This window comes from Vreelandella sulfidaeris (assembly GCF_042429665.1).
GTDB lineage: Bacteria > Pseudomonadota > Gammaproteobacteria > Pseudomonadales > Halomonadaceae > Vreelandella.
This window is the reverse complement of the sequence record NZ_JBHMAC010000014.1, coordinates 52634-69368: the sequence shown is the minus strand read 5'-3', so window position 1 is coordinate 69368 and position 16735 is coordinate 52634. Positions and strand designations below refer to the sequence as shown.

The 16735-nt window shown below is 53.8% G+C and carries 15 protein-coding genes; 8 read left to right on the top strand and 7 right to left on the bottom strand.

Features of this window, described 5'->3' with window-relative positions; all coding sequences use genetic code 11:
- Positions 1-115: 115 nt before the first annotated feature.
- Both ACFFLD_RS18220 and ACFFLD_RS18215 read right to left on the bottom strand, forming a co-directional pair.
- Positions 116-1132: a succinylglutamate desuccinylase gene (locus tag ACFFLD_RS18220; protein ID WP_386042936.1), complete on the bottom strand. Its 1017-nt coding sequence runs from the start codon at positions 1130-1132 to the stop codon at positions 116-118.
- A 291-nt stretch (positions 1133-1423) separates the two neighbouring features.
- Positions 1424-1864 (bottom strand): hemerythrin domain-containing protein, encoded by a 441-nt coding sequence (locus tag ACFFLD_RS18215; RefSeq protein WP_386042935.1) that lies wholly within the window; start codon positions 1862-1864, stop codon positions 1424-1426.
- Between the two features lie 286 nt (positions 1865-2150).
- On the opposite strand from ACFFLD_RS18215, the gene wrbA reads away from it, so the two are divergent.
- Positions 2151-2750, top strand: coding sequence for an NAD(P)H:quinone oxidoreductase (wrbA, locus tag ACFFLD_RS18210; RefSeq protein WP_386042934.1), 600 nt, complete (start codon positions 2151-2153; stop codon positions 2748-2750).
- A 75-nt stretch (positions 2751-2825) separates the two neighbouring features.
- On the opposite strand, the gene ACFFLD_RS18205 is transcribed toward wrbA, so the two are convergent.
- Complete coding sequence (locus ACFFLD_RS18205) at positions 2826-3899, bottom strand: tartrate dehydrogenase (protein WP_386042933.1); 1074 nt, start codon at positions 3897-3899, stop codon at positions 2826-2828.
- Positions 3900-4059: 160 nt separating this feature from the next.
- On the opposite strand from ACFFLD_RS18205, the gene ACFFLD_RS18200 reads away from it, so the two are divergent.
- From ACFFLD_RS18200 to ACFFLD_RS18190, 3 genes are all read left to right on the top strand, one after another.
- Positions 4060-5046 carry a LysR family transcriptional regulator gene (locus tag ACFFLD_RS18200; protein WP_386042932.1) on the top strand — a complete coding sequence of 329 codons (987 nt, stop codon included), beginning with the start codon at positions 4060-4062 and terminating at the stop codon, positions 5044-5046.
- Positions 5047-5209: 163 nt separating this feature from the next.
- Positions 5210-5638, top strand: coding sequence for a secondary thiamine-phosphate synthase enzyme YjbQ (locus tag ACFFLD_RS18195; RefSeq protein WP_386042931.1), 429 nt, complete (start codon positions 5210-5212; stop codon positions 5636-5638).
- A 120-nt stretch (positions 5639-5758) separates the two neighbouring features.
- Positions 5759-8005: a glycosyltransferase gene (locus ACFFLD_RS18190; RefSeq protein WP_386042930.1), complete on the top strand. Its 2247-nt coding sequence runs from the start codon at positions 5759-5761 to the stop codon at positions 8003-8005.
- On the opposite strand, the gene ACFFLD_RS18185 is transcribed toward ACFFLD_RS18190, so the two are convergent.
- From ACFFLD_RS18185 to ACFFLD_RS18175, 3 genes are all read right to left on the bottom strand, one after another.
- A complete protein-coding gene (locus tag ACFFLD_RS18185) occupies positions 7987-8691 on the bottom strand; it encodes a TVP38/TMEM64 family protein (RefSeq protein ID WP_386042929.1) in 705 nt (234 codons plus the stop codon). The genes ACFFLD_RS18190 and ACFFLD_RS18185 overlap by 19 nt on opposite strands.
- A 76-nt stretch (positions 8692-8767) precedes the next feature.
- The gene (locus tag ACFFLD_RS18180; RefSeq protein ID WP_386042928.1) at positions 8768-9706 is read right to left on the bottom strand and encodes an ABC transporter substrate-binding protein; all 939 of its coding nucleotides are present in this window, start codon (positions 9704-9706) and stop codon (positions 8768-8770) included.
- Positions 9707-9772: 66 nt separating this feature from the next.
- Complete coding sequence (locus ACFFLD_RS18175; protein ID WP_386042927.1) at positions 9773-10954, bottom strand: TauD/TfdA family dioxygenase; 1182 nt, start codon at positions 10952-10954, stop codon at positions 9773-9775.
- 173 nt (positions 10955-11127) lie between these two features.
- Between ACFFLD_RS18175 and ACFFLD_RS18170 the strand changes: the two genes are divergently transcribed.
- From ACFFLD_RS18170 to ACFFLD_RS18155, 4 genes are all read left to right on the top strand, one after another.
- Positions 11128-11997 carry a LysR substrate-binding domain-containing protein gene (locus ACFFLD_RS18170; RefSeq protein WP_386042926.1) on the top strand — a complete coding sequence of 290 codons (870 nt, stop codon included), beginning with the start codon at positions 11128-11130 and terminating at the stop codon, positions 11995-11997.
- 102 nt (positions 11998-12099) lie between these two features.
- A complete protein-coding gene (locus ACFFLD_RS18165) occupies positions 12100-13548 on the top strand; it encodes an alanine/glycine:cation symporter family protein (RefSeq protein WP_386042925.1) in 1449 nt (482 codons plus the stop codon).
- A gap of 232 nt (positions 13549-13780) precedes the next feature.
- Positions 13781-14389, top strand: a complete 609-nt coding sequence (locus tag ACFFLD_RS18160; RefSeq protein WP_386042924.1) for an FMN-dependent NADH-azoreductase — start codon at positions 13781-13783, stop codon at positions 14387-14389.
- A gap of 42 nt (positions 14390-14431) precedes the next feature.
- Entirely contained in the window at positions 14432-14731 is a 300-nt protein-coding gene (locus ACFFLD_RS18155) for an MGMT family protein (protein WP_386042923.1), read from the top strand.
- 415 nt (positions 14732-15146) lie between these two features.
- On the opposite strand, the gene ACFFLD_RS18150 is transcribed toward ACFFLD_RS18155, so the two are convergent.
- Positions 15147-16715 (bottom strand): GNAT family N-acetyltransferase, encoded by a 1569-nt coding sequence (locus ACFFLD_RS18150; RefSeq protein WP_386042922.1) that lies wholly within the window; start codon positions 16713-16715, stop codon positions 15147-15149.
- Positions 16716-16735: the final 20 nt, after the last annotated feature.

The window sequence follows — 16735 nt, the reverse complement described above, 5'->3', positions numbered from 1 at the left end:
GACGATCGTCGAGTCGGTGCTGAACAGCCTGTTATCGCCTCACCATTATTGTTGTCAAAATAGTTATCTAGATGATTGCCGAGTTGGTTTGTCGATATTCTCTATTATTAGGACATTATTCGTAGGGTGGTGATGAAACGGGTCCTGTGGTTGGAGGTGCAATCGGCGCCACCAGTAACGCCGCACGCGCACCTACTTCTACCGCCGCGTTGGGAAACACTACGTAAAGAGGAGTGTCTTCCACTCGAAAATCTCCCGCTTCGCTGTCCTGTGCGAGCAGGGTGCCTGGTTCAAAGCGATGAAAATTGGCGATGTTCTCGGCAAAGCAGAGCTGAAATTCAATTGATTGGCGCATTAACTCGTGCTGAACCTGGAAAAACTGCATATGCGAGGCAGGCTGACTGGCCGGAGAGCGGCCTTCACCGAGTGCCGTGAGCAATGCCTGCATCGGTTCTAGCGAGGCCAGGTCGTTTTCACCAAATGGCGCTACACGCCCCAGCTCAAAGGTAAATGACTGAGCCCCATGGTAGTGCTTACTGTAATGGGAGAATGTCCAGCTATGCTGATGTTGGTGCAAGACGGCCTGCATATCGGCGGCCGCAAGCCAGCCCCATTGCGTTGGGTCAGTGACGGCGTCGGCAAAGGGTTCCACAACAAAACGGGTATACCGGCTACCCCGAATGGCGGTATGTAAGTCGTAGTGCACTTTGGGCAGCGAGGAATGGCGCGCATAAAAATAATCGACGGCGTCCATCAAGGCACGGGCGCGATCAGGCTCATCACCGCTAGCCGCCAGCTCACGGTTAAAAAGTCGGTTCAGGTTGGTGGTCATAAACCGCTGTTGAGCTTTAAGCGCGGGCAGGTTCCCCAGTATCACCAGAACCGGTGCACCAAGCGTGGCAAGGCCCGCTTCTAGTGCGCTGAGCCAATGACCCAAGAGTTCAACAGGCGCCGTTTCATTGCCATGAATGGCGGCTGAAAAAATGCACGCATGGGCGGCTGGGTGATAGTGGTTAGGGATTAATTCCACAATGCCAGGTGCGTGTAACTGGTAAGTGCCGCTAGCAAAGACGCCATGGCTGACATCGGGGTGTCGTCCTTCAAGGGACCAGTCGAGCCATTGGTCTAGCATTATTGGCTCCTTTGCATGTTGTTGTCGGTTTAGGATGGCCTAGGTTTACCATGCTGGGAATGAGTCACAAGCCCGCAGGTCGTACGCGTGAAAAAGCAGAGTTTAATAATGTAAAGTCGACTAGGGCAAAGTGTAAGCTGGGAAAGCTCACCTCGGCACCAAGTTAATAGGTTAATAGGTTAATAGGGTGAAGCACGCGCCGCTGCCTGGCAGAGCGCGAAATAAAAAACGCTCATTAATTACATGAGCGCTTTGTTGGTTCGTGGCAGGTATGTTGGGGTCAGTTATGCATTATGCCGAGCGTTGGCGGTGCATCTCTTCTTGATACTCGCTCGCGAGGGTTGTTTTCTGCTTGTCTTTAAGGCCGCGGCCAGCCAGTTGGAAAACCTCTTGTTCTTCCTCATCCAGGTGATGAGTGACTAAATCCTGAAGCTGCTTGGCATGGGTTAGCCAGTTAGTGGCGCTGTACTCGGTCTCATCAAGTAGCTCTAAAAGCTCATCGATTTCATGGTGTTCAGCCACACTGTGGCGAGCTTTTTCCTGCGTTAAATCAATCGCCATCATCGGCGTATAAAGCGCCCGCTCTTCGGCATTGGCGTGATACTGCAGCTCTGCGCGTACCTGCTTGTAGAGGCTATCACGCTCTTCGCTATCACCATGTGTTTCAACTAACCGTGCCAGCAAATCCCGCTGGACATCATGATCCTTACGCAACGCTTCAAAAATCGTCATTCCAGACTCCTTGGATACGGTTAATAGGCAACATAAAACTAGTGGTGAATAACATAAAGTGCAAGGCAGTGTGCGTTGATGAAATTGACGCTCCCAGACGAAAACTTTCGCTTTTTTCTGTCGTTAAGTGCGCTATGTTGAGAAGGTGCTCATGGGGCTTAGCCCTGTTTTTCATAACCCTGTTTTTTCATAACTCAATTTTTCATAACCATAACCCTATTCTTCATAGCTCTATTTTTTTAAACACCAGCTTTCCAGCAACCTAGGCATTCCAAAGGAGTTAGCAATGACGAAGGTACTTGTACTTTATTATTCCATGTACGGTCATATCGACACGCTGGCGCATGCCGTGGCAGAAGGCGCTAAGGGAGTGGATGGCGTCGAAGTCACGGTCAAGCGGGTGCCTGAAACCATGCCTGAAGATGCGTTTAAAAACGCGGGTGGCAAGCAGGACTATGACACGCCCGAAGCGACTCCTCAGGAGCTTGCTGACTACGATGCAATCATTTTCGGCACCCCCACACGCTTTGGTAATATGGCGGGTCAAATGCGCACCTTCCTGGATCAAACGGGCGGCCTGTGGGCTAACGGCTCACTGCGTGGCAAGGTCACCAGCGTGTTTACGTCTACCGGTACCGGCGGTGGCGATGAAATGACCATTACGTCGACCTGGACCACGCTTGCCCACCACGGCATGATCATCGTGCCGATTGGTTACGGTCTTGAAGAACAGTTTGATATTTCCAAAGTGAGTGGCGGTACGCCTTACGGTGCGGCCACGCTGGCCGGTGGCGATGGGTCACGCCAGCCTGACGAGCGAGAATTGAAGATAGCTCGTTTTCAGGGCGAGCTGGTGGCTAAAACGGCGGCTAAATTGGCTAGCTGATACGACGTATTTAAAGCGTAAAAGCCCCGCTGGCGAATGGATCAGCGGGGCTTTTTTGTTAACTACGTCATGGACTTATCCGACAAGCTTATCGGTAATCGCTTTGCCCAGGCTGACAGTGGTGCCTTGTCCACCGACATCGGCGGTGAGTACTTGGCTATCGCCTTCACTCAGTACCTGTTCAATGGCGTTCACAATAGCATCGCCAGCTTCTTTATAGCCCAAATGTTCCAGCATCATGGCCCCAGACCAAACTTGGCCGATGGGGTTGGCGATGCCCTTGCCCGCGATATCCGGAGCGCTGCCGTGGACCGGCTCGAACAGGCTGGGGAACGTGCCTTCCGGGTTGATATTGGCAGACGGCGCAATGCCGATGGTGCCGGTACAGGCGGGGCCCAGGTCAGATAGGATATCGCCGAAGAGGTTGCTGCCGACCACCACATCGAACCAGTCAGGGTGGAGCACGAAGTTGGCGGTAAGAATATCGATATGGAACTTGTCGACATTAATATCCGGGTACTGTTTGGCCATTTCCTGCACGCGCTCGTCCCAGTAGGGCATGGTGATGGAGATGCCGTTGGACTTAGTGGCCGACGTCAGCTTCTTACGTGGGCGGGTCTGGGCAAGGTCGAACGCGTACTTTAGAACGCGATCAACGCCAGTGCGCGTCATCACGGTTTCCTGAATGACCACTTCGCGCTCGGTGCCTTCAAACATCTTGCCGCCAATACTTGAGTACTCACCCTCGGTATTTTCACGCACGACGTAAAAGTCGATATCGCCCGGTTCGCGCCCGGCCAGCGGGCTTTTGATGCCGGGCATCAGCTTGCAAGGGCGTAGATTGATGTACTGATCGAAGCGTCGACGGAACTGCAGGAGTGAGCCCCATAGCGAAATATGGTCAGGCACTTTGTCGGGCCAGCCAACGGCACCGTAGAACAGCGCATCAAATCCCTTTAGCTGCTCAAACCAGTCGTCCGGCAGCATTTGGCCGTGCTCTAGATAGTAGTCGCAGCTACCAAACTCAAAGGTGGTGAACTCAAGGTCAATATCGAAGCATTTAGCGGCAGCCTCAAGAACGCGGATACCTTCGGGCATAACTTCAGTGCCGATACCGTCGCCAGCAATAATAGCAATACGATGGGCCATGGTGACTCCTGTGAATAAGTGATAACGACTCAGCGAGTAAACGTCCAAGTAGCGGAATGCTTGCCAGTACTGAATTGAGTGTAGCGGCTATTGTGGCGAAGATAATCAGGCTACTATTCAAGCTATTGTTGCGAAAAAGTGAAGAATGGCGGGAGGTGGGATGGCGCAGCTGGATGATTTAGCCTTTTTTCAGCATTTAGCGCGGGCTGGAAATTTGACATCGACCGCTCGCGAGTTGGGGCTATCGCTGTCCGCAGTTAGCAAACGACTCAAGCAGTTAGAGACTCGCCTGGGTGTGGCGCTGGCCGCTCGAACGACGCGACGTTTGACGCTGACTGCAGAGGGAGAGCGCTATCTGGCCCGCGGTGCGCTGATCCTGGAGGAGCTAGATGAGCTGGAAACCTCATTGGGTGAGCACACTAACCAGGCACTTAGTGGTCGGCTGCGCGTTAATGCCACCTTCGGTTTTGGCCGTCGCCACATAGCCCCTTTGTTGTCGCGCTTTTGCGCGGAACACCCGGCGGTAGAAGGGTGGTTGGAGCTAACCAATTTTCCGCTCAATTTAAGCGACCATGGGTTTGATATTGGTATTCGGGTGGGGGAGCCTCCCGAATCGCGGCTAGTCGCCAGGCCTATTTTGATGAATCGGCGGGTGCTCTGCGCGTCACCTGCCTATATTGACCACGCATTGCCAATCCAAACACCAGCAGACTTGCAGCATCATGCCTGTTTAGTCATTCGTGAGAACGATAGTGACTTTCCGGTATGGCGCTTTGAGCGCAGCACCCAAAGTGCCCATGCGCCGCCAATAGAGACGGCGTCAATTAAAGTCAGCGGGCGATTGGCCAGCAACGATGGTGAGGTCATTACCCGGTTAGCTCTGGACGGCCACGGAGTGATGCTTCGTTCATGGTGGGACGTCAATGAGCATCTTGCCAGCGGCGCACTGGTAGGCCTGCTGCCTGAGTGGCAGGGAGTCCGCGCAGATTTTTATGCGGTGTTTGAACCGCGGCGGCATGTGTCGGCCCGGTTGCGCGCTTTTATTGAGTTTATTCAGCGCGAGCTGCCAGGGCGAGTATCCGCCTTGCCAATCAGCACTGCTCAAGGAAGGTTCCCTAACGCCCTGGACACGCCTCATGTTGACTAACATCAGTGCGTGAGGGTATCCACAGGAAACACATCAATAACGCGCGCCTTGGCAGTCGTTCATTGATGTTCGACTATGGTGAATACTGTTAAGTGTGGTGTTGCCAGAGACGACCGGCACGTTAATGATGTGCCTTCATTACATAATAAATAAAGGAGCAGCTATGTGGTTCCAACAAGAGATTCATTTGCCCGAGATGGTGCGCGGCTTTCATCTTATTACCGATGACGTTGCCATGGCGCTGCCATGTTTAACTGACTGCCATATCGGTATGCTGCATCTTCAACTGATGCATACCTCTGCTTCGTTAACGCTTAATGAGAACAGTGACCCAGATGTACGCCATGATTTAGACGCCTTTCTGCGTCGGCTGGTGCCTGAGGAACTTGATTATTTCCGCCATACCCTGGAAGGACCTGACGATATGCCTGCCCACGTGGTCGCCAGCCTGCTAGGCACACAGCTTAGCTTGGCGGTGCGTGATGGCCGCATTGCCTTAGGAACGTGGCAGGGAATCTGGCTGGGTGAACACCGTCAACAGGGCGGTACACGGCGGTTATTGGCGACCCTGAACGGATGTGAGGCACGCTAACCCAGGATACTCGTCGCGGCGCACCTCGGCGCAGCGTTGCTGTATAGTGGCAGTTTTTTTTATATTTGAATCATCGACGCCGGTTGGCGTCACTCTATATTACTTAAAAAGCGCTAAAAAATGCCACGATGTTCCTTTCTCCACCTCTCGCGCCAGCGCTGGTTGCGGCTATTTTTCTTTCTCAACCTGACGCTGGTGGTGGGACTCATTGCGCATCAAATTTGGCTGTACGTGGCAGAGCCAGAGTTTGAGTCGGTACACACCCTTCAGGTAGCCGATATTCGCGACGCATTGGCGGGGCGAAGCGATTATCGCTTTGCGGTGGTGGGTAATATCAATAATTCCGTGAGCGTGTTTCAAGATGAAATCGTACCGCTGATTAACCAGGGCAGTATCGACTTTTTGGTCTCGGCGGGGAATGCCGTCAACGGGGGGCAGCAAGAGAGTTACCAGGCCATCTACCATAGCCTTGAGCAACTCAAGGTACCTTACCTACTCACCTATGGTGAAAAGGAAGACAGCGATTTTGGTAGCTATCTATTTTATGAATATTTTGGCCCCCACTTTTACTCTTTTGTGGCGGGTAATAGCCACTTTATTTTTCTTGATGGCACAGGCAAGTCATCTACTTCCTGGCAGCTTGATTGGCTGTCACGGGAGCTTGCTGCTTCAGAGGCGCAGCACCGGTTTCTGTTTGTTGGTTTGCCGCTACACAATGTAGTCAACGATGCACCGCTGTTTGAGGCGGATAATTACCTTAATGATCCACGCCTGGCTGATGGCATTATGGCGCTGGCGGAAGAGTACGGCGTTGATACAGTGTTTTCTGCCAATTTGACGCTCTTCTCGCAACAAACTATCAATGGCGTTGATTACGTCACGACCGGTGGTGCTGGCGGCATTTTAATCGACGCTGACAGCAGCTTTCATCACTACGTCATTGTTGAGGTGGAGGGCGATAATGTGGCTATCGCCCCTGTCCGATTAAACGTGGATAGCCCCGGTTGGTGGCGAATGCTGAGTAGCGTGGCGTCCACGGTGTACGCGTTTTTTTACGTCAGCTATACCCGGTTTTTACTGATCGTGGGGGTGTTGACGCTACTGGCGTTGCGGCTATATCGACTGATTTTTGAAGACCGCGATTATTATCCCGATTTTGATCTTGATCCAACCCCTTTTCTGGGTAAGCCACTGCGTGTGGCGATGGTATCCAATAACTACTTTCCATTTGTGTCAGGGGTCTCGGTATCGGTGGATCGTTTGCGCAACGGTTTATGCGATCTTGGCCATAGCCTCCAACTGTTGGTGCCACGCTACCGGGACACTTGGCAGGACGACCGTTCAATAAAACGCATCCCCACCTTAATGGCGTTTGGCGACAAAAGTGAGTTTCGTCTTACTAATCCGTTTAGCAGCCGCTTTCGACACTGTCTGCATGCCTTTAAGCCGGACCTGATTCATGTTCATCACCCCTTTTGGCTTGGTTCCATGGGGCTATTGATGGGGCGGCGGCTAAAAGTGCCGGTCATCTACACCTACCATACCCGCCTTGAACACTACGCTCATTTTGTGCCGTTGCCTGGCGCTTTATTCCGTAACTTAATTTCGCACTATCTGATCAAGCGTTTTTCTAATCGCTGCCAAGGCGTCATCGTGCCGACGTACTCGGCAGAAGAGTATCTGCGCATGATCGGTGTCAAAACGCCGACCCTTGTCCAGCCCACAGGTATTGATGTGGCGCGTTTTGCGCACGCGGATGAAACTCAATTGGAAGCGCTGCGCGAGCAGTTGAATATCAATTCCTCACGCAAAATATTGATCAGCGTTTCGCGGATTAGCAAAGAGAAAAACATCGGTTTTATGTTAGAAGCTCTGGCTGAGATTCAGGCCCAGGGGCACGATGACCTGCATCTGCTATTGATCGGGGATGGGCCTGACCGTGAGGCCATCCAGGCGCAAATTGACGCCTTGGATTTAACTGCTCAGGTAACCCTGGTGGGGGCGGTGCCGCCTGACGAGATGGCGCTGTATTATCATCTTGGCGATATATTTGTGTTTGCGTCTACTTCTGAAACCCAGGGCATGGTCATCCTTGAAGCGATGTCGGCTGGGTTGCCGGTAGTGGCGGTGCGCTCCAGCGGCATTGATGACGTGGTGCGCCAAGGGGTCAATGGGTTCAAGACGCCGCAGAATCGCCAGGCATGGGGGCAAAAAGTGGTGGAGCTTAAAGATAACCCTGAGCTGCGCCAACAGTTGGCCAAACAGGCCAGTCATTTTGCCAAAGAGTTTGATATTGCCCATTTTGCCTCGTCGGTAGCGACCTTTTACGCCGAGGTGTTGGCCAAGTATCACTCTTCTTCGCGGTGAGGTGGCCTTTTCGCCAGCTGGCGCTGATTGGCATACCGTTTAAGGCCTATTAACAGGCCCACCCCGACGGCAAGGCCAACGCCTGCCAATACCAGCTCCTTGGCTGAGGCCGCCGTAAAAAGAGCGCCTAGTTGGCTGCCCAGCAAAATCACCGCCGCCAGCCCAGGAACAATGCCCAGCGTAGAGCCGATCATATAGTCGCGAAAGGTTAGATGAAAAGCGCCCGCCAGCATATTGGTGAGCGTGAATGGAGCGAGGGGCAGTAGGTTGATTACCGTCATGGTACGAATGCCGCGTTGGGATAAGTAGCCCGATAGGCCGCGCAGGTGGCGTCCGCCATAGCGCATCAGCGCGTCACGGCCTAGCCAGTGGCCTACCCAATACGACACTACCGATGATGTCAGGGTACCAAGCGTGGCATACATCAGTCCCCATACCGGGCCAAACAGTAAGCCCGTTACGACGACCAGCAGACTGAGCGGAAACATCACCAGCAAGGTGCTGGCGTAAGTGACCATGACGGCAGCAAACATCCAGGGCGCGGTGCGCCATTGGCGAATATAATCGATCAACTCGCTAAGGCGTGCTTGGGTCAACAGGTCATAGTGCTGCAATACCTGCCACATGACGCCCAGTAGCACGAGGGCTACCAGCAGGCCTACGCCCTTGATCAATGTCCGCGACATGCCCACTCCCATCGGCTAAAAAGCGCTAGCATACGCTAGCTGTCCGATGGGATGAAGGCGCTTATCAGGTTAGATTTTAATTGCTGAGCTGCGCTTCGATGACCGGCCAGGCGGGCTCGCCCTCGGTAGTGGTAACGTCTGCCAGCATCGCTTCAATGCGCTCAGGATGGTCGTTGATCCACTGTTCGGCCACGCCAGCCAAGTCACGCTCTTCCTGACCGAATGCTTGAATCATCCAGCTTTGCTCTTCTGCAGAGAACGTAAATTGTTCAAAAAACGTGACCACATTGGGGTTAGCATCGGCATAGTCGCCGCGCAGCAGCGTCAGTACGTCGCTTTCGCCGTTATTTTCACCGAATAGATTTTCGGAATCGGCCAGATAGCGCATTGGCAGATCAAGGTTCATCCAGTGAGGCGTCCAGCCTACCCAAACGATTGGCTCCTGGCGCGAAATGGCATCCCGGGCAGCGGAGAGCATGCCCACTTCACTGGTATCGACCACCTGCCAGTCGCCTAGTCCCCACGTGTCGTCATCGATGGCATTGTGAAGAATTTCGCTGGCGGCAGAGCCAGCGCCAAAGCCATAAATTTTACCTTCAAACTGGTCGCGATGCTCATCCAGATCGGCAAAGCTTTGAATGCCGCTCTCATACAGGTACTCCGGCACCGCCAGGGTCATTTGCGCGCCATCGACATTATTGGCGACATCGATCAAAACGCCGGATTCTTTACGTGGGTTGAACATTTCGCGCTGGGCGGGCAGCCAAGCGCCCAGAAACGCATCGATATCACCACTTTCAATACCCTGGTAAATCACCTGCAGGCCGATATCGTGAGTACTGGTTTCATAGCCCAGCGGATTAAGAAGTTGTTCGGCAATCGCGGTTTTGACGGTAATGCCGGGCCAGGCGGGCACTCCGAAGTCGAGGGTTTGATCGTCGGCATGGGCCATCGAGGCGAATAGCGCGGTGGTGGCGAGAGCAATGCCTGAGGCAAGCGGTTTGAAGTAAGTCATACGATCTCCTTGCTAGGTTTTATTGTCCGACAGGGGTGTTGTCAGGTAAACGAAAGCCGACTCACGTTAATCGCTCCGGGCTAACACGCGCAAACGAGAGGCCAGCATATCGTGGTCTAAATAGGTGCCCTGCAAATGGCGTGAGCCACTATTAGGGTCGAACTCACGTCGTCCGTGCAGTACGCGACGGTTATCAAAGGCGATCATCTGGCCTGGGCGAAGGGTAAACTCTAACTGGTGCTCGTCACTGTGGAATAGAGTCCACAGTAAGGCGTAAGCGTTATACCAGGCATCCATTTGCGCGACGGGCAGGTGAAGCGCATCGCGAATCCAGTTGTTCAACCGCATTTCCACCAGGTTACCGTCGCTATCCAGCGAAATCACCGGAGCACGGGTGGCAATATCGTGTGTTTCATCCTGAAAGCGAAAGTCGATAGGCGTCTCGCTGAGAATGGCTAGCGCCGTCGGATCTTGCTGGCGCAGGGCCTCGACGACACGAGCGCCGTCGGCAAACAGGGACTCGCCGCCGCTGGCATCGTTTTGCAAGCAGTAAAGCAGTTGAATGTCGGGCGGCTGGCGCCAGTTGGGTAAGTCTATATGTAGTGGTAACCCAACGGCGGTGTAGGCGGCATTATTGGGATTGGGTTTGGAACGTACATCAAAACGGGCGCCAAAATTGGTCGCTCGCTGAGGGCCGATACGCTCCGCTAGACGACTTACTTCTTCCTCTACCAAGGGGCCGTCGGTCATCAGCGCCAAGCCATCGCGCAGCATGGCGCTGAGCCAGGTTTTTTCTCCCGGTGGGGTCAAAAAATCAGCATGGCGAATTTCGTCGGGAGTGAAGTTGTCCCGCCACGCCGCCATGGTTGGAATGGGCGAAACCGGACGACTGTCAGGGCGACGCTGGAACAGCCAGCCGCTATGAAAGGCGCTGGCATGGCCATCCTGCCAGAGCAAGTGCAGATGCCCATCCTGTAGCGAAACGCTGGGCGGCTCGGTAATTGACTCCAGGGGGATATAAAGCCGCTCACGGGTTTGGGGGTGTCGGCAGGCCTGGCAGGCGCAGTGATCGCGTAACCAGCGTAAGGGCAGCACGGTTTCCTGGCCATCTTGCCACTCAAGTGCGACACCTGGCGATGTGTAAGCTGCGTGGGTAAGGAGTGGACCTGTGTGGTAAGGGGTTAGCTCACCCATGTCTGGAACGGCAGGCTGACTGGCGGTTAGGGTCGGTTGAATGGCGCTGTTCATGGATACTCCGAATCACTCCCCGAGCTACAGTGCTTGGATGGGAGACGTAACTACTCTTCGACATAATGGCTCTTAGACGTAACTACTCTTAAGTATGGTGAATAGTGGCAGCGGCAATGACAAACGATTAATCTGGCCCCTGAGACATCATTTAATTTATAGGTACCTTTTTCATGAGCCGACTACCGCCGTTGTTATGGTTGCAGGCCTTTGAGTCGGCTGCTCGTACCCTGAGCTTTACCGCGGCTGGCAATGAGCTGGGCGTCACCCAAGCTGCTATCAGCCAGCGCGTCAGACTGCTGGAAGACCGTGTTGGACAGAAACTGTTTGTGCGCCATGCCCGCAGCTTGACGCTGACGCCTGCTGGGCAAGCGTGGTTGCCGAGCATCCATGATGCTTTTACGCGTATTAGTGAAGGCACTTTGGAGGTGTTTGGCAGTACCACTGAACAACCAGTGACACTGCGAGCCACACCCGCGATTCAACAGTCGTGGCTGGCGCCACGGTTAATTACGTTCCACCGTGCACATCCTCAGGTGGCCATTCGCTTGGTAAGCGCTATCTGGCCCGATGATTTTGGCCCAGAAGGGGCGGATATCGAAATTCGTTATGGCAAAGGGGAGTGGACCGGCGTTGAAATGCAGCCCCTAGGCGAAGAGCATCTGTTGCCTGTTTGCTCACAAGCCTTGGCTGAAACGCTCGACACACCGAACGATTTAGCCGGACACACGCTGCTGCACGCGGTTGGTTTTGGGGTCGGCTGGGCTGGGTGGCTGCAAGCGGCGGGCGTTGCCCATGTGGAGGCACAGTGCAGTTCGCTCACGTGCGATAACCAGGTGATGACGTTGGCGCTGGCCAGTCAGGGTGGCGGTATTGCGCTGACTCACCGCCGCTTGATGGTACAACGAACAGATCTGGTTGCCCCGTTTGTTGAGAGTGTGCCGAGCGATGAGCGTTTCTGGCTGGTTCGCCCCAGCCGACGGCAGATTAGAAATGAAGCCTCGCTGCTTTGGCGGTGGCTGTGCAGCTCTATCAACCGGTAAGTGATGGTGAGGGTATTCCACTGATTTTAGCCAATTGACTTGCCATTTTGGTGCAACCGTGAAGAATGACGCACCTTAATTGTTCAAAAAGGCATGATTTTCATGGATTTCTCTTTTCCTCCACTGCTGACGTCGCTTGTGGATCGTGGCAATGGCCTGCTTTGGGGTAGCGTATTAATTTACCTGCTGATCGGCGCTGGTGTTTATTTCACGGTAATGACGCGGGGTATTCAGCTACGCTATTTCGGCCATATGTTTAAACTTCTGCGTAGCTCACGCCAGTCAAACGGCGGTATCTCTTCATTTCAAGCACTCTCGACCAGTTTGGCGGCCAGGGTCGGTACCGGTAATTTGGCAGGCGTTGCCGTCGCGATCTATTTCGGCGGTCCCGGGGCCATTTTCTGGATGTGGATGACCGCCTTGGTGGGGATGGCCACCAGCTTCGTCGAGTCGACGTTGGCCCAAGCCTATAAAACTGACCATGGTGATAATACTTTCCGCGGTGGTCCGGCGCGTTATATCGAACGTGGCCTGGGACTACGCTGGCTGGCAGTACTGTTCTCCATCTGCTTGATTATTGCCTTTGGATTAGCGTTTAACAGCGTGCAGGCCAACTCTATCGCCCAGGCCATGGAACAGGCGTTTGCCATTCCGACCTGGGCCATGGGGTTAGTCTTGATGGCGATTGTGGCGCCGATTATCTTTGGTAGTTTGAAGTCGATTGCGAAAGTGGCCGAACTGGTTGTACCGCTGATGGCGTTGCTTTACCTGGTATTGGCCTTGGTGGTGGTGGGCTTGAATATCAACGAACTACCCGCCGCGATCATGACGATTGTGAAGAGCGCTTTTGGCTTCGAGCAGGCGGCGGGGGGAGCGGTGGGCTACGCCGTGTCCCAGGCAATCATGAACGGCATTCAGCGAGGGCTCTTTTCAAATGAAGCGGGTATGGGTTCGGCGCCTAATGCGGCGGCTACCGCCTCTACTCAACCCGACCATCCCGCGGCCCAAGGCTTTATTCAAATGCTGGGCGTGTTTCTGGATACGCTGGTGATCTGTACGGCGACGGCGGCGATCATCATTATGGCTGGCCCTGAATTAATGGCGGGGGAAGAGAACAACGGCATTCAACTGACCCAAATGGCGCTCTCCAGCCATGTGGGTGAGTGGGGTGGCATGTTTGTCGCTGTCGCCATTTTGCTGTTTGCGTTTACCTCGGTGATTGCCAACTACTCCTACGGCGAATCCAATATTGAGTACTTGGCTGGAAGACGCGCTCCAGTGGCGGTACTGGTTTATCGTCTGGCGGTATTAGCGATGATTATGGTGGGGTCGGTGGCAAGCCTGGGAGCCATCTGGAACTTTGCCGATCTTTCCATGGGCATGATGGCGATTATTAACCTGGTCGCTATTCTGCTGCTTTCACCGGTAGCGTTCGCGCTATTTCGCGACTACGAAGCGCAGTTGAAAGCGGGTAAAGAGCCGGTGTTTGATCCTGCTCGCTTTCCCTCGTTGGTTCACAAGGTTGACCCCAAGGCTTGGCCGAAGAAGTAACCTATCTCGTTAAGTGAACGCCAAGTAAAGCCCTTGGTACTGTCCTCAGTACAGGGTTAAGTACATTGCTAAGTACAGCCCCGCCTCGTGAAATACGTCGCGGGGTTTTTTAGTGGCGGTTAGAGGATTCGATTTAGTCGAACGTAAGGCGGTAAATGTTGCGCTTTTGCTTCATAAAAATCACCGTACAATGGTTTCCAACCTTATCGTAGATAATTCTTTGGAGCTTTTAATGACAACACGTGCCCTGGTAATTACGTCTTCTATCCTGGCTGATAATGGTCAATCCAATGCGTTGGCTAATTATTTTGTCGACCAAGCTAATCAGCGCAGCAATGTTACCGTTACTCAGCGCGATGTCGTTAAAAACGCACTGCCCCATCTGGATATTGCCGAGCTGGGCGCATGGCAGACCGCAGCTGCTGAACGTAGCGAAGAGCAGAAAGCGCTAGCGGTTCATTCCGATGAAATGCTCGCTGAGCTGCGCGCTAATGATGTGTTGGTGATTGCCGTGCCAATGTACAACCTTGGCATTCCTTCACAGTTGAAAGCGTGGTTTGACCGAGTGCTGCGTGCCGGTGAAACGTTCCGCTATACCGAAAACGGGCCGCAAGGCTTGGTAGAAGGCAAGCGCGCGATTATTCTGGCCGCCCGCGGTGGTATGTATGCGGGCACTGAGCTTGATAGCCAAACGCCGCACTTGAAAACCATGCTTGGCCTGATGGGAATTACAGATACCCAAGTGGTCTATGCTGAAGGCTTGAACATCGGTGAGCAGCAGCGTGCCGATGCTATGAAAGAAGCCTTCCAGGCGATTGATCAACTGGTTGAAGGGCTTTAAGTTCGTCAGTCACTCACTGATGTTTTAAAAGGATAAGTGGACATGGCCCGGCCTGAATTGCTCGAACAGATTTATACGATTGTCGATCAGATTCCGCCGGGTCGTGTCACGACGTATGGGCGCATTGCCGCAATGACCGAAGGCGCAACCCCACGCATGGTCGGTTCGGCAATGCGTCATTTGCCCGATGGTCACCAGTTACCCTGGCACCGTGTGATCGCTGCGTCTTTGAAGCTTGCCGATCATGGCGGCGCCGAGCGTCAGCATCGCAAACTACGCGATGAAGGCATCCTTTTTGACGACAAAGGCCGCGTGCCGGCCCACCTCGTTTGGCCTGATTAAGCCCGTTTTACCATTGCCATGATTGCATCAGAGGCTTCGCTCGCCATGCTCCCAGCACTAAGTCATTGCTAGGAGCTTGCGACGACGCAATCTAGGTGGTGGAGGCCATAACCCCAAGATTGCTTCACTGCGCTCGCAATGACATGCAAGGGCACACACACCCGAGATTGCTTCACTGCGTTCGCAATGACATAAGGGGGCACTCGCGATGCTCCCATTACTATGTCATTGCGAGGAGCTTGCGACGACGCAATCTGGGTGGCGTTGGCAAAAACCAGATTGCTTCACTGCGTTCGCAATGACATATAAGGGCACACCCGAGATTGCTTCACTGGGTTCGCTATGACATTTGAAATGCCACTTCCATAACAAAACGCCGCCCAGTTGGGCGGCGTTTTGTTGATTGCGCTTTTAATTACTCCTCCTGTTTAGCCCCTGATTTCCATGACCAGTCGCGCCAGCGTAGATCAAACAGATCCTTGCGGCGGTCTTTCAGGTTGGTTACCGACCCTTCTGCCCGCACGACGGTCAGGCGGGTTAAATCCAGATCCGAGAAGAAGATCATTTCGGTGTTGGGCGTGGTTTCCGCTAATACCGCATCGTGGGGAAAGGCAAAGTCAGACGGCGAGAACACCGCCGATTGGGCGTACTGGATATCCAGGTTTTCAATCGACGGCAAGTTGCCGACACTACCGCAGAGCACCACGTAACACTCGTTTTCGATCGCCCGTGCCTGGCTGCAATGGCGTACCCGCAGGTAGCCGTTTTTGGTGTCGGTCCAGAAAGGTACAAACAGTATGTCCATATCCTGGTCGGCCAGTAGACGACCCAGTTCAGGGAACTCCACGTCATAACAGATCAGGATGCCGACGCGCCCGGCATCAGTATCAAACACCTGCAGTTCATCACCGCCTTCAATCACCCAGTCGCGACGTTCCTGCGGCGTAATGTGCAGTTTGGCTTGGCGCTCAACACTGCCATCGCGGTGGAACAGGTAGGCGATATTGTAGAGGCGGTCATCGTCACCCACTTCTATCATTGAACCGCCGACAATATTGATATTGTAGGAGACCGCCATACGCGACAGCTCGGATTTAAAGCGTTCGGTGAAGCCTGCCAGAAAACGAATCGCGCCCATTTGATCCTGTTGAGCGGCGCGGTCTTGAAGTCCCATCAACGGCGCATTAAACAGTTCAGGGAAAACGGCAAAATCGCTCTGATAGTCTGAGAGCGCATCGACAAAGTATTCAATTTGTTGCAGCGCCGCCTCTACCGAGGAGAATTCACGCATTTGCCACTGCACCGCACCCACGCGCACCTGGGTGGGGCGGTTGTCGAGAACGCTGGCCGCGGGCTCAAACAAAATATTGTTCCACTCCAAGAGAGTGGCGTAGCCGCGCGACTGCTCATCTTCCGGCAAGTATTTGCGCAACAGGCGCTTGACCTGAAAATCATTTGCTTGTTGGAACGAGAGGATCGGGTCGTAGATCTCCTTGCGCGATACTTTATCGATGTATTGCGCTGGAGTCAGTTGATCGGCGTGCTGGTGATACTCGGGAATTCTCCCGCCGGCCAGAATAGCGCGCAGATTCATGGAGCGGCACAGCTCTTTACGTGCCTCGTAAAGGCGCCGGCCCAGGCGATACCCGCGGTAATCCGGGTGAATCAGCACGTCCAGCCCGTACATGGCGTCGCCTTCCTCATCATTGAGGATGATTTCGCGGTGGCCGATGAGGTCATCGTACTTATGCGGGTTAGAAAATTCGTCATAATCCACCCGTACCGTGAGCGCTACCCCGACCAGCATGCCATCGTCTTCGATCGCGATTTGGCCGTCAGGGAATTCCTGAATTAACTTGTCGATCGTGCGTTTCGGCCACGCACCCCCAATATCGTGATAGACAGCGTCCATCAACGACTTGAGCTGATCGTAGTCATCGCTCATTAGGTTGCGTAGATTAAGATGCAGGTCTTCGAGGGACATATCAGGGCTTCCCAGCGTCA

Coding starts and splice junctions, on each gene's coding strand:
- ACFFLD_RS18155 (WP_386042923.1), top strand. CDS start 14,432: ATGGCCCGGCCTGAATTGCTCGAACAGATTTATACGATTGTCGATCAG.
- wrbA (WP_386042934.1), top strand. CDS start 2,151: ATGACGAAGGTACTTGTACTTTATTATTCCATGTACGGTCATATCGAC.
- ACFFLD_RS18220 (WP_386042936.1), bottom strand. CDS start 1,132: ATGCTAGACCAATGGCTCGACTGGTCCCTTGAAGGACGACACCCCGAT.
- ACFFLD_RS18160 (WP_386042924.1), top strand. CDS start 13,781: ATGACAACACGTGCCCTGGTAATTACGTCTTCTATCCTGGCTGATAAT.
- ACFFLD_RS18175 (WP_386042927.1), bottom strand. CDS start 10,954: ATGAACAGCGCCATTCAACCGACCCTAACCGCCAGTCAGCCTGCCGTT.
- ACFFLD_RS18200 (WP_386042932.1), top strand. CDS start 4,060: ATGGCGCAGCTGGATGATTTAGCCTTTTTTCAGCATTTAGCGCGGGCT.
- ACFFLD_RS18150 (WP_386042922.1), bottom strand. CDS start 16,715: ATGTCCCTCGAAGACCTGCATCTTAATCTACGCAACCTAATGAGCGAT.
- ACFFLD_RS18190 (WP_386042930.1), top strand. CDS start 5,759: ATGCCACGATGTTCCTTTCTCCACCTCTCGCGCCAGCGCTGGTTGCGG.
- ACFFLD_RS18170 (WP_386042926.1), top strand. CDS start 11,128: ATGAGCCGACTACCGCCGTTGTTATGGTTGCAGGCCTTTGAGTCGGCT.
- ACFFLD_RS18195 (WP_386042931.1), top strand. CDS start 5,210: ATGTGGTTCCAACAAGAGATTCATTTGCCCGAGATGGTGCGCGGCTTT.
- ACFFLD_RS18215 (WP_386042935.1), bottom strand. CDS start 1,864: ATGACGATTTTTGAAGCGTTGCGTAAGGATCATGATGTCCAGCGGGAT.
- ACFFLD_RS18185 (WP_386042929.1), bottom strand. CDS start 8,691: ATGTCGCGGACATTGATCAAGGGCGTAGGCCTGCTGGTAGCCCTCGTG.
- ACFFLD_RS18180 (WP_386042928.1), bottom strand. CDS start 9,706: ATGACTTACTTCAAACCGCTTGCCTCAGGCATTGCTCTCGCCACCACC.
- ACFFLD_RS18165 (WP_386042925.1), top strand. CDS start 12,100: ATGGATTTCTCTTTTCCTCCACTGCTGACGTCGCTTGTGGATCGTGGC.
- ACFFLD_RS18205 (WP_386042933.1), bottom strand. CDS start 3,899: ATGGCCCATCGTATTGCTATTATTGCTGGCGACGGTATCGGCACTGAA.